The 12371-nt window shown below is 67.4% G+C and carries 13 protein-coding genes; 6 read left to right on the top strand and 7 right to left on the bottom strand.

Going from position 1 to position 12371, the window contains the following annotated elements; translation table 11 throughout:
• Positions 1-162 precede the first annotated feature (162 nt).
• Positions 163-660, bottom strand: a complete 498-nt coding sequence (locus tag D0C15_RS32865) for a hypothetical protein (protein WP_005456773.1) — start codon at positions 658-660, stop codon at positions 163-165.
• A 269-nt stretch (positions 661-929) separates the two neighbouring features.
• Here D0C15_RS32865 and D0C15_RS32860 point away from each other — a divergent pair, with 269 nt between their 5' ends.
• The gene (locus D0C15_RS32860) at positions 930-1979 is read left to right on the top strand and encodes a TerC family protein (protein WP_005456772.1); all 1050 of its coding nucleotides are present in this window, start codon (positions 930-932) and stop codon (positions 1977-1979) included.
• Between the two features lie 100 nt (positions 1980-2079).
• A complete protein-coding gene (locus D0C15_RS34435) occupies positions 2080-2487 on the top strand; it encodes a bacteriophage spanin2 family protein (RefSeq protein ID WP_005456771.1) in 408 nt (135 codons plus the stop codon).
• A 514-nt stretch (positions 2488-3001) separates the two neighbouring features.
• Here the strand turns inward: D0C15_RS34435 and D0C15_RS32850 are convergent.
• Complete coding sequence (locus D0C15_RS32850) at positions 3002-3337, bottom strand: NUDIX hydrolase (protein ID WP_281245774.1); 336 nt, start codon at positions 3335-3337, stop codon at positions 3002-3004.
• Between the two features lie 637 nt (positions 3338-3974).
• Here D0C15_RS32850 and ltrA point away from each other — a divergent pair.
• Positions 3975-5231, top strand: coding sequence for a group II intron reverse transcriptase/maturase (gene ltrA / locus D0C15_RS32840; RefSeq protein WP_112276271.1), 1257 nt, complete (start codon positions 3975-3977; stop codon positions 5229-5231).
• 77 nt (positions 5232-5308) lie between these two features.
• Here the strand turns inward: ltrA and D0C15_RS35360 are convergent, their stop codons facing one another.
• Both D0C15_RS35360 and D0C15_RS35355 read right to left on the bottom strand, forming a co-directional pair.
• Positions 5309-5767, bottom strand: a complete 459-nt coding sequence (locus D0C15_RS35360) for a transposase (protein WP_245976500.1) — start codon at positions 5765-5767, stop codon at positions 5309-5311.
• A 40-nt stretch (positions 5768-5807) separates the two neighbouring features.
• Positions 5808-6203, bottom strand: coding sequence for a transposase (locus D0C15_RS35355; protein ID WP_228714306.1), 396 nt, complete (start codon positions 6201-6203; stop codon positions 5808-5810).
• 344 nt (positions 6204-6547) lie between these two features.
• Here D0C15_RS35355 and D0C15_RS32830 point away from each other — a divergent pair, with 344 nt between their 5' ends.
• Entirely contained in the window at positions 6548-7393 is an 846-nt protein-coding gene (locus D0C15_RS32830) for a universal stress protein (RefSeq protein WP_177242682.1), read from the top strand.
• Between the two features lie 78 nt (positions 7394-7471).
• Here the strand turns inward: D0C15_RS32830 and D0C15_RS32825 are convergent, their stop codons facing one another.
• The gene (locus tag D0C15_RS32825) at positions 7472-8929 is read right to left on the bottom strand and encodes a potassium/proton antiporter (protein WP_192746184.1); all 1458 of its coding nucleotides are present in this window, start codon (positions 8927-8929) and stop codon (positions 7472-7474) included.
• Positions 8930-9019: 90 nt separating this feature from the next.
• Between D0C15_RS32825 and D0C15_RS32820 the strand changes: the two genes are divergently transcribed.
• Positions 9020-9829: a universal stress protein gene (locus tag D0C15_RS32820; RefSeq protein ID WP_112276275.1), complete on the top strand. Its 810-nt coding sequence runs from the start codon at positions 9020-9022 to the stop codon at positions 9827-9829.
• 106 nt (positions 9830-9935) lie between these two features.
• On the top strand, positions 9936-10535 hold the full coding sequence (locus tag D0C15_RS32815; RefSeq protein ID WP_112276278.1) for an Rv1733c family protein: 600 nt from the start codon (positions 9936-9938) through the stop codon (positions 10533-10535).
• 35 nt (positions 10536-10570) lie between these two features.
• Here the strand turns inward: D0C15_RS32815 and D0C15_RS32810 are convergent, their stop codons facing one another.
• Entirely contained in the window at positions 10571-10741 is a 171-nt protein-coding gene (locus D0C15_RS32810) for a hypothetical protein (protein WP_009151804.1), read from the bottom strand.
• A 692-nt stretch (positions 10742-11433) separates the two neighbouring features.
• Complete coding sequence (locus tag D0C15_RS32800) at positions 11434-12165, bottom strand: hypothetical protein (RefSeq protein WP_091679577.1); 732 nt, start codon at positions 12163-12165, stop codon at positions 11434-11436.
• Positions 12166-12371 lie beyond the last annotated feature (206 nt).

Genomic DNA, 12371 nt, shown 5'->3' with positions numbered 1-12371 from the left:
GTGCCGGAGTCGGTGGGATCCGAGCCCGCTGGGGTGGGGAGGGCGTGGTCGGGTGGGGGTTCGGCAGGCCGCATGGGGCCGACCATAAGGCATTCCTTCCACTCTCGATGCCGCTGTCGGCGCGGGGTCCGGATCGGCGGCGAGCTGCTCGACCGGGTGTGATCAGACCAGCATCGCGTCGGGCAGGGTGTGCTCGTCTGCGCGGCGGATCCGCAGCCGAGGTTGAGTGAGGCCGAGCAGGTACTGGCAGGTCGCAGGCGTGAGGAGCTCGGCGCGAGGATGGGCGGGCAACACGAGCACGTCGGCGTCGTGCACTCGGCACAGTCGCAGCAGGGCGGCGGCCACGCGCCGATGCCGGCCGCCCGGCCCGCGACGGTGATGCCACGCGGTGGTGTGGATCCGCACGCCCCGCTCGGCCAGCCCGGATGACGGGAGCCGTGACAGCGCGGGAGCGAGCGCCGCGGCGGTGACCTGCTCCCGGCGGACCTGCTGCCAGGCGATCAGCCGCGCGTTGAGCGTGAGCCCCGGCGGCGGGTGCAGCACGGCGAGCACGAGGTGGCCGTGGTCGGCGATCAGTTCGACCGCCGCGGGCAGCTCGGCGGCCGGCGCGGGATCGGTGGCGTCGACGACGCAGACGAGGGTTGTGCACTGGGCGGGCATCAGCGGACCTGCTTTCCACGGCACGGATCGAGGAGGCCGCGCGCTGGCCTCATTTCCAGATTGACGAAGTACGGTTCGCCAGTCAAGCCTTGACAGGCGAACCGTATTTCGTCATTCTGGTGGTGCGGAGGGGAGTACCCACCACGTCCGGGATCGTCATTACGGCAGTTCGATGGCTGCCCGGTCCCGGCGCCACCGGACCCAGCGCACGTGCTCTGGCGGTTGGGGAGACCTCCGGTTTCACTCGACGTGACCGGAGGTGCTTGACTGTGGTTGTTCCGTTGTGGGCGTGGGCCGCGGTGCTCGGCGTGATCCTGGTGATGCTCGCGATCGACCTGTTCGCCCACCGCCGCGCACACGTGGTCGGGGTCCGCGAGGCCGCCGCCTGGTCGGCGGTGTGGGTCGCGCTCGGCCTCGGGTTCGGCGCGATCGTGTGGTGGGCGTGGGGCAGCGAGTTCGCCGCCCAGTACTTCGCGGGCTACGTGATCGAGAAGTCCCTCGCGGTGGACAACGTGTTCGTCTTCGCGATCATCTTCGGCTACTTCGCCGTTCCCCGCGAGTACCAGCACCGCGTGCTGTTCTACGGCGTGCTCGGCGCACTGGTGTTCCGGGCGGTGTTCATCGCCGCGGGCTCGGTGCTCATCGCGTCCTTCGCCTGGATCCTGTACGTGTTCGGCGCCTTCCTGGTCGCCACCGGTGTCCGGATGGCCGTGCACCGCAACGAGACCATCGACCCCGACCGCAGCGTCGTGCTGCGCCTGTTCCGCAAGGTCATCCCCACCACCGAGGAGTACCACGGGCAGAAGTTCCTGGTGCGCCAGGCCGGGCGCTGGGTGGCCACCCCTCTGTTGGCGGTGCTGGTGCTGGTCGAGGTCACCGACATCGTCTTCGCCGTCGACTCCATCCCGGCGATCTTCGCCATCACCCAGCAGCCGTTCCTGGTGTTCACCTCCAACGCCTTCGCCATCCTGGGCCTGCGCGCCATGTACTTCCTGCTCGCCGACCTGATGCACCGCTTCATCTACCTCAAGCTAGGCCTCGCCCTGGTGCTGGTGTGGGTCGGCATCAAGATGCTGCTGCTCGACCTCTACAAGATCCCCACCTGGTTCTCGCTGGCCGTGGTCGCCCTCCTGCTCGCCGTCGCCGTCACGGCCAGCTGGATCCGCACCCGCACCACCCCGGCCACCCCAGCGGCTGCCTCTGCCGATTCGCTGGCCGGTGCGGAGCCCGACACGGTCACGACCGAGCCAGCCCAAACCGGGGCGGCCGCAGCCGAGACGGCCCCGTCCTCGCCCACTGGCCTGTCGACGCGCGACTGACGCGCGTCGACCGCCCCGGTGCCGCCCACCGCTCACTCCCCCCACCAGCGGTGGGCGGCACCACCCCACAGACCCAGCCCATCCGGAAAGGAACCCGCTCATGCGCATCTCGACTCGATGGACCTCTGTGCTGCTCGGCGTGGGCGTCGTGGCGGCGATCAGCGGCTGCGGCGCTGTCCAGCAGGCCGGCGACACCGCCGGTTCGGCCGCGGACACCGTGACCGGCGCGGTCGCCGCCGCCGAGGTGTGTAGCGACGCGCTGGCACTGGTCGCCAACCCGCCCGACCTCAGCGCACCGCAGGCCGCACTGGACCAGGCGCACACCACCGCCACCGAGCTCACCGACCTGGCCGCGACCACCAGCGACACCGACATCGGCCGCGCCATCACCGACCTGGCCGCCACCCTGCAGACGGCCACCCTGGACACCCTCACCAGTGCTCCAGCCGCCTGGCTGCAGACCAGGGCCGATCAGGCCGCCGCGCTCACCACCGCCTGCGCGCCCTGACCAAGTAGGGTCACGGGCACGACAGGAAGCAGCCCGTGATGAGCACCGTCGGCGACCCCGCTGAACGTTCGTCGGTCGTCCCTCCCTTCCAGGTGAGCGGCCCACTCGCAGGCGAGGTCAGGTTGTCGAGAGCTCCACCCCAAGCTCCTGGGCGAGGGTTTCCTGGGTGAAGCCGAGAGCCTCGCGCCGTGCTGCGAGAGCATCTCGTCGTATCGCCATAATCACTCCCAGATTCGCTAGCGCACCCACGCTACCCGGCGTTGATCGGACCTGATCAGCGGCCATGTCAACGACGAAACGGCGGACGTTCACGTCCGGACGTGCGACCCAGACCGCCCATGAAAACGCCAGAGCGGGATGGTGCTTGGGACGATCTGTGCTTGTCCGCAGGGGCCGCCACCAACTAAAGCTGTCGACGGCGCGTGAAAACTGACCCCGGCGTGGCGCCTAACCCAGGTGCCGCCAGGGGGTCAAGATTCGCCCGCCGTTGACACTAAAGCCCCGCCCGACAGGATCAGCGCGCCTCGACCGCGTGCTCTGCCGCGAGCCTGCGCACATACGCGCGGATTCGGTCGCGATCCTCGGGGAACACGCTCTCCCACGATTCGTCCAGGTCGACCCACTTCGGCGGCTGTCCCTTCTCCCCGCCGAGTGGCGCGTCGCGGTTGATGACGGCTCCGTAGGACAGGCTCAGCGTTGGCGTCCAGTCGGCGCGGAAAGAGCGGACAGCGACGGCCGCCGGCACTGACAGCAGCTCGCCCAGCAGGCCGGTCTCCTCCAAGAGTTCACGGGCTGCTGCGGCTCGAGGCGTCTCGCCTGGCTCGACGGTTCCGCCGGGCGTTAGGAACAGTTGGCGGTCTCACTCTTCTGCTGTCTCAACTGGCGCGCACGTCGAGGGCTAGGGCGTGTCGTGCGTCACGAACGCGGAGGGGAGTCTGATGTAGGTAGGGCTTCTTGATGCGGTGCTGCACGGGAGATGAAGGTTGTGGCCCTTCGGGATCGCTCTGCGGAGGGAGGTCTCAAACCGCCTCATGCTGCGTTGGCTGAAGACCGTCGTGGTGAGCGATGAGGAAAAGGCGCACGTGATGTGCCAGGTGGGGGCCAGGAAGACGATCGCTGTTGAAGCGTCGAAACCTAGACAGATGGCATCGAAACCGGGGAGTGACACGGTTCCCGGGATGAGCCTGGCGGGTGTCCGCTGACTGGTCAGGCGGTGTCCGGCGTGAAGGTGACGTGAGCCTGGTCTGCGGCTTCCGTGTGGAACGTGAGAAGGCGCGCCGTGATACTGCCGGTCCCAGCCAGGGGTGGGTGAGAGGGAGTGCTCCAAGCGGCCGAAACCGTGAGGAGTCGAGTACCGATGCGCGGCGCGCTGGCGGACCCGCTCGTAGTAGCTGTGAGGCCCTTGTAATGGGGGCGGAGCCAAGGGGCGGGGTCGTCTGTGACTGGGTTCGTTCGATCAACCAGGCCATGGGTCTGGGAGGAGTCGCGTGGACGAGTTGAAGTCGTCTGGCAAGTCGTTCGAGATTTCGAAGTGGGAGGTCTGGGAGGCCTATCAGCAGGTGAAGGGCAATCAGGGCGCCGCGGGGGTGGACGGGGTGTCCATCGCGGAGTTCGAGACCAACCTGAAGAACAACCTGTATCGGGTCTGGAATCGGATGTCGTCGGGGACCTGGTTCCCGCCGGCGGTGCGTGCGGTGGAGATCCCCAAACCGCATGGCGGCGGGACGAGGATGCTGGGCATACCTTGTGTCGCTGACCGGGTGGCGCAGACGGTGGTGGCTCGGCGTCTGGAAGCGGTCGTGGAGCCGGTGTTCCACGAGGACTCTTTCGGATACCGGCCCGGTCGCTCTGCGTTGGAGGCGGTCCAGCGGTGCCGGGAACGCTGTTGGAGACGCGGCTGGGTCGTGGACTTGGATGTCGCGAAGTTCTTCGACAGCGTGCCCTGGGACCTGATCGTCAAAGCGGTGGAAGCACACACCGACGTTCCGTGGGTGGTTCTGTATGTGAAGCGGTGGCTTGCCGCGCCCGTGCGGATGCCCGACGGGACGGTTGCTGAACGGGATCGGGGAACCCCGCAGGGATCACCGATCTCGCCCGTGCTCGCGAACCTGTTCATGCACTACGCGTTCGACGTCTGGTTGGAGCGGGAGTTTCCGGCCGTGCAGTTCGAACGCTACGCGGACGACGCGGTGCTGCACTGCGTCTCCGAACGGCAGGCCCACCGGGTCTTGTCCGCGCTGCGTGAACGGATGGCCGAGGTCGGGTTGCGGCTGCATCCCGACAAGACCCGGATCGTGTACTGCAAGGACGGCGCGAGACGTGGCTCGTACGAACACACCTCGTTCACCTTCCTGGGGTTCACGTTCCGGGCGCGGGACGCGCGGGCGAAGGATGGCAGGCGCTTCCTGTCGTTCCTGCCCGCGATCAGCAAAGACGCTCTGAAGAAGATCAGTGGTGTGGTCCGCTCCTGGCGGCTGCACCGCAGGGTCAACCTCACCTTCGCCGAACTCGCCACAATGATCAACCCGATCGTGGCGGGTTGGATGCAGTACTACGGGCGTTTCCGCCGGTCAGCGCTGTATCCACTCCTAGCGCGCATCAACGCCTACCTGGTGCGATGGATCCGCAAGAAGTACCGACGACTCCAGGCACTCCGCACAGCCCAACGCAAACTCGTGGAGATCACCCACCGGTATCCCCGCATGTTCGCGCACTGGCGCTGGGTGCCCTGGACCGCCAGATGATCAAGACGACAAGAGCCGGATGAATCGAGAGGTTCACGTCCGGATCTGTGGGGGCCGGGAGGGGCAGTTCCTCCCGGCTACCCGACTGACAATGTCTTGGTCCAAGTGATGACGGCGTGGAGAACGACCGCGCAGCGATAGACGATGGCGAGTTTGTCGTAGCGAGTTGCCAGGCCACGCCATTGTTTGAGCAGGGCGATGCGCCGTTCGACAACGTTGCGGCCGCGATAATCGACCGCGTCGAGGGTGGGCGGACGGCCGCCGCGGGAACCGCGGCGGGTGCGGTGCCCGGCCTGGTCGGCCGGCTCGGGGATCACCGCCGTGATGCCGCGATCGCGCAAATGCCCCCGGATCGCTCTCGAGGAATAAGCCTTGTCGCCGCGGACACGGTCGGGCCGGGTCCGAGCTCGACCACGTCCGAGGCGAGCGACACGCAGTTGCCGCATCAGATGCGGAAACATCGGCGCGTCCCCGGCCTGGCCGGGCCCGACTAACGTCACCAGCGGGCGGCCGTTCCCGTCGACGAGATGGTGCACTTTGGTGCTCCAGCCGCCACGAGAGCGGCCGATCGCGTGATCAGGCGGCTCGTTGTGCAGATCCGTGTAGTTCGACCCAGCCCCCTGTGGGGCGGGTGATGTTGGTGGCGTGCTGATGCGCACGCGCGATCGTGGAATCCACCGACACCGACCACTCCACCAGGCCGGCCGAGTCCGCAGCAGTCAGCAGACGTTGCAACACGGTGTCCCAGGTGCCGTCACCGGCCATCCGGCGGTGCCAGGTCCAGATCGTCTGCCACGGGCCGAATACCGCAGGCACATCCCGCCACGCGATCCCGCACCGATACCGGTAAATGATCCCTTCGACCATCGACCTCGCATCCGAGAACGGTCGGCCCTGCTTGCCGGTACGCACCGGAAGCAGGTCCTCGATCAACGCCCACTGATCATCTGAAAGCAACTGGAACCGCGACACCCGAACAGCATCTCAACCACCCGCCAACACCATTGTCAGACACGCCCTAGCTGCGGCGTCGACATCATCTCTTCGGTCCGTGCAGGACGCGTTTGGTCTTGGGCAATTCGATGTGCGGGCTGACGCTGCTTCGTTCAGCGCGTGAATTTCGCTGGCGCCGTTGGTCATGAGCGGGCGCCGCTCGCGCAGGCGGCCCATCCAGACGTCGCCTTACTATGGATGCCCGAGGAAACATCCGTCGCCAGCCGCCATCGGCTTGCCGATGCATTGGCCCGGTTCGACTTCGGTCGTGGGCGCCGGACGGTCGGAGGGGGCATTATTCGCAGGGAGGGAGTGTGATGTCGATGGCCGCCGCACCAGTCCGCCGGGTGCTGGTCGCCACCGATTTGTCTGAGCAGGCGGGCTTGGCTGTGCGGAGGGCCGCGCAGCTGGCCGCCGAACGCGACGCCCGGCTGAGCGCCGTCAATGTGCAGCCGGCCGGGTTGAACGAGGAGCTGAGCGAGTTCGCCCACGCCCGCCTGCGCTCACACCTCGACCGGTTCATCACCTCCACGGTCACGGAGGCCGTCGTCCGCCACGGTCACGTGGCTTACGAGATCCTCGCTGAGGTCACTGATCGCGACGCGGACCTGCTGGTCGTCGGCGCGCATGGCGGCCACCGGCTGACCAGCCCGGTCCTGGGCAGCACTCCCGGCAACCTGGTGCGGGCGAGCCCGGTTCCGGTTCTGGTGGTCAAGAGTCCACCCGATGGGGAGTACCGCACGGTCGTGCTCGCCGTCGATAGCACAGCTGTCTCGGCAACGGCGGCGCACACGGCGGGCGCGCTCACGCCGTACGCGGACCACATCGTCGTGCACTTTGCCGTAGTTGTCGGCGAGACGTTGATGCGCATGCACGGCGCCAGCGAGCAACACTTGGCCGAGTTGCGCGAGGTGAGCACCGAGCAGGTTCGCGTCGATATCGAGCGCGTGGCCGCCGAGCTGACGCCCGCTGCGTCGCGGGTGGTGATCGCGTCCGGGCGTCCGCAGACGCGTTTGCCAGAGCTGAGCCGCCACCACGCCGCCGATCTGGTCGCCGTCGGTACCGGCGCCCGCTCGTCGCTGGGCTACACCCTGCTCGGCAGCGTTGCCCAGCACGTGTTGCGGGACGCGTCATCGGATGTGCTCGTCGTGCCGGCCCGGAAGGACTGACCTGGAGCTGTACGTGTTCCCGCGATATTGCGATCATCCTGGCCATCGCCGCCTGTGTGGGCGTTGCCTGATCGCCGCTTATTCTCCGCGGGCCCAGGTAGTGACGAGTTTGGAGGCGTCGGGTTGGCGGGGGATCGCGACGATGACGAGGTCGCCGTCTCGGAGCCGGGTGCGTGGGGTGGGGATCAGTGTTCGTTTGCCGCGCATGATGGCGGTGATGAGTCCGTGGGGTGGGGTGATGTCTTTGAGTTGTTTGCCGGCGATGTGTAGGTCGGGGGTGACGCGGACTTCGATGAGTTCGGTGTTGATGTCGCCGATGGGGACATCCTCGGCCACCGAGGTTGTTGTAGGGGACTCGCCACGCAGCCCGAGCCAGCCCGCGACGGTGCTGATGCTGACGCCCTGTACGGCCGCGGAGACCAGGACCACGAAGAAGACCATGTTGAAGATGAACTGGCCATCGGGGTGGCCGGCGACGAAGGGGAACGTGGCGAGCACGATCGGCACCGCGCCGCGGAGTCCGACCCAACTGGTGAACAGCAGTTCCTGCCATCGGTACCGCAGCCAACCCAGGGTAAGCAGGACCGCGATCGGGCGGGCCACGAACACAAGCACGAAAACCACGGCCAGTCCGGGAACCACGACCGACGGCAGTTGTGAGGGGAAGACCAGCACGCCGAGCATGAGGAACAGCCCGACTTCGGCGGTGCTGGACAGTCCTTGGTGGAAGGTGCGGATCCCGCGGCGGTGCAGCGGGACCCGGGCGCCCACCACCAGTCCCGTGACGTAGACGGCGAGGAAGCCGGAGGCGCCTACCGCCGCGGCGGCGCCGTAGGACAGTCCGGCGACGCCGAGCGCGAGGACCGGATAGGCGCCTTCGGGGCCGAGGTTGGGGCGCATGAGCATCCAGGTGCCGGCGAGGCCGGCCAGTGCGCCGACACCGAGGCCACCGCCCAGTTGCAGCAGCGCGAACGTGACCCAGTCGCCAATTCCGGGATCGGCACGCCAGGTCTCGATCAATCCGATCGTGAGCATGATCGCGATCGGGTCGTTCGCGCCGGATTCGACCTCCAGTAGCGAGGCCAGTTTGCGCGGCAGCGGGGCCCTGCGCAACATCGCGAAGACCGCAGCGGCGTCGGTCGAGGCCACCACCGCGCCGATCAGGAACGCGGTCAACGGTTCCACGTCGAGCAGGAGATACGCACCGCCGCCCACCACGCCCGCGGTGATGAGCACTCCGACGGTGGCCAGCAGTGAGCCGGGCAGAGCGGCCTGGCGTAGATCACCGGGTTTGGTGGTCAGCCCACCCTCATACAGGATCAGCAGCAGCGCTATGGTGCCCCCGATCTGGGCGACACGCGGGTCGGACAGACTGACCAACGCGAGCCCGTCGTCACCGATGACCATGCCCAGCACGAGGAACAGCAACAGACCGGGTAACCGCAGCCGGTTGGCGAATCCGGCCGCGAGAACGCCACCCACCAACAGCACCGCAACCAGCAGGATCCACCAGTCGGCAGGTAATTGAATGCTCATAGCTCCACGGTTTCCGGTTTCCACATACGGTCACGACCTTACCCAACACATCAGGTCGAATCGGGCAAATGGTGCAGGTCGGAGGCTGTGATGCCGGACGATACGCAAGCCGTCTCCCGTGTGCTGGTGCCATTGGACGGCTCCGACGAGGCACAGCGGGCACTCCTGCCCGCACTGCGGGTTGCCCAGACGCTGGATTGCCCCATAGAGCTGGTCACGGTCTACGACCCGGTCAACGGACGCTGGGCCCGTGACCTCGACGACATCGCCGAGCAGCTGCCCTACGACCAGGTCGAGGTCGCTGTCGTCGGCGCCGGATGGCCGGGCGAGGTGATCGCCGACATGGCCGGTGAAGAACCCGGAACTCTGGTCTGCATGTCGGCGCAACACCGCGACGAGGTTGACCGCCTCGTCCTCGGCAGCGTCTCGGCGCATCTGCTGCGCACCAGCCGCGCGCCGACCCTGGTGGTCGGTCCCGGCTACGAGCTTTCGCGACTGCCCCGGCGTTATGAACGTCTCGTGGTCTGTCTCGATGGCTCCGGCCGTGCCGAAACAGCCCTCGCGGTCGCCACCACGTGGGCCTGCCTCTTCGCTACCGAGGTCGAGCTCGTGCACGTCGCGTTTCCGAGAGAAACCCCGGGAAACCTGGAAGCTCTCGGAGCGGGCCTGTCCCGAGCTGCCGACGCACTGGCCGATGACGGTGTTCAGGCCAGTGCCACCCTGCTCACCGGCGACAATCCCGCCGCCAGTATCGCCGAGCTGCTCCAGTCCCGCCCGGCCACACTCGCGATCACCGCCACACACGGGAGTACCGGGCTCACCCGACTCCTGCTGGGCAGTGTCACCACAGAACTGCTCACGCGCAGTCCCACCCCCGTCCTGGTCGCTCCCGTCACCTGAACGCATCTCCCCAGGGCAGCGGTGATCAACATGTCCGATGCCCGTGTCAGTCGTACCCTGAAAGGTGGCTTCAACCGGCGATCGGGACCGGAGGAGGTCGCCCGGCATGCCCGATACCTCCATGTACCTGTTGCGGCTCGCCCGGCGTCTCCGCCCGGGGCGAAGCCCTGTGGCGCGAGGCTCCGACCGAATCGAGGCCGCTGCTCTCGTGATCGTTGTGCTGCTGTCGCTGCTGACCATCCCCGTTGTCGTTACTCACGGGCAGCGCAGCTACGCACACAACCGCCAGATCGCCGAGGAAGCGATGGCCAGCCGGTACGAAACCACGGCCACCCTGCTCGCCGACGCCCCATCGAGACCCCGAGCTGGGCGCGGGCCAGTCAGTGAGAACGGCACGCGCGCGCAGGCCCGGTGGACCACATCCGAGGGCATCGAGCTCACGGGGGCTGTCCCGGCCAGTTCCGGGATGTCCGCGGGCAGCGAGGTACCGATCTGGATTGACACTGCTGGCGAGGTGACGTCGTCACCCGCCACGCCGCAGGACGCCGCCGGTCATGCCGCAGCCACCGCCATCGCTACCTGGCTGATTGTGGTCGGCGCGTTGTCGGCCGCCTTCTGGCTCCTGCGGGCAGGACTTGACCAGCATCGCTACGCCCACTGGGCACACGAGTGGGCACGCCTGAACACCGGCCACGGCCCGCCCTGAACGCCCCAACCGCGACGACGGCGCGCGGGCCGCGTCTAACCCCAGGACAAGGTCGTGTACCAGAACGTCAGCACCGCACCCGGCCCGAGCAACACACAGAGACCAATACCGCCGTAAAACGGCTTGTCCTTCACGAGCATCGCCACCATCAGCACGGCCGCGGCCACGAGCGAAATGATCAACAGTGCCAGCACGACAACAGACATGTTTCGGTCCTCCAGGAACCAGGGGTAGAGCCGGATAACGCCGCCATCCGCCCAGCACATGGCGGGCTGAACGCACCCAGGACAGTGGTTAAGAGAATTACGGGATCACCGGCCCGCTCTCGATGGGGCCAGGCAGCACAGTCACGTCGCAGAATGCGCGCAGCAGCGACGTGAACAGCGTCAGGCTTGGATCGTTCCGTTCACGCGGACCGGGGGCGCCCGACACGATTGCCGTGTCGACGCCGCAGCCGCTATCCCTCCAGCGCCGACCTTGCCGGCCGAGCATCGCTGCAGGGAGCATCCACGGTTCGTGCCCGGGCCCACAGCCCAGCAGGTCTCCGGTAGCGCCGTGGCCAGCACATGTCGCGCCGCCTCCGACAGGTGCGGCCGGTCATGAAGACCTTTGTCCGGCGACGGCACAGGCGACGCGGATTCGCCAATCACCGACACCGGGTGCTGCCCGGCAAACCCGCCGTCGGTGCTGTGCGCTGGAGCCGCACTCATCCCGAGCAGCATCACCAGCAGAGCAAGCACGAGCCCGAATCGGCCCATCCTCGCCCGTGCCTGCACCCGACCGGCTCCTCAACAACGAAACATCCTTGGCCGACACACCCTACGGGCAACGTCAGAAAAGTCGAGGCGCACCCTCACAGGCTGGTCCAGAAACATCCGGCGGAGCCTCACAGCTCAGCCTAGCGCCGCGCCACAGACACAGACCGGCCCGCGGCCCAGCGTGCGTAGACCGACATCGTGACGGTCAGCGTCACCGCCGACAGCAACGGCACCAGAACCGGCGCCAGCGGCAGGACATCATAGAGCCCGACCACACCGCCTGAAACCACCGCCGCGGCGAGAATGGCGACAAGTGCCGCCGACCACCGGTACCGTGCGACCGCGAAGGCCACGACCCCCGCCATCGGGACAGTCAGAACAACAACCGCGGACAGCACCCACGACGCCCACACCACCCAGACCACAGTGAGCCCGCTGCTCACGAGGATCGCCACCGACACCAGAAGCAGGGCTGTGTGCGGCAGGACTGTATCGCGGGCACGTCGGAGCCGCGGCACCGTCACCAGCACAACAAGGTGCGCGACGACCCACCCCCCAATCGGCAGCAGCAACGCAACCGATGATGAAGGCCTGCAAGACCACAGGATCGACCCAGAGGTGTCGGTGCATTCAGCTGTCGCGGACGACAGAATGACCATCGTCGTCACCGCCACGGTCAGCGCCCCCATCACCGCGGCTCCGGCCACCACCGTCAGCCCACCGCGGCCATCTGGCAGCTGCGACGCGCCCTTCTCGCTCTGGCCGTCCTCCATGTCGTCATCGTCGCATCTCACCGTCATGCACGCCGCGGACAACCTCGGCACCGCCGCCACCGACAACCCGAGTTGGGCAGCGCCCGCGGCGACCAGCACGTACGGTGCGCCTCGTCTCGATGCTCGACAAGATTGAAAGGCCGCCGACCACCAGGACGAGCCGATGGTCTATCGCCCCGGGTCCGTAACGCGAACGGTGTTTCCGGCGGTGTCGATTAGTAGGTCTCGGTCACCGGCCAGCGGTCACCGAAGGTGATGGAGAACGCGTTGATCACTGGCTTCCAACGCATCATCCATCGTGCCGC

The sequence above is a fragment of the Amycolatopsis palatopharyngis genome, assembly GCF_003385185.1.
GTDB classification, from domain to species: Bacteria; Actinomycetota; Actinomycetes; order Mycobacteriales; family Pseudonocardiaceae; genus Amycolatopsis; species Amycolatopsis palatopharyngis.
The sequence above is the reverse complement of the archived record's forward strand: the minus strand, read 5'-3'. Positions and strand labels throughout refer to the sequence as shown.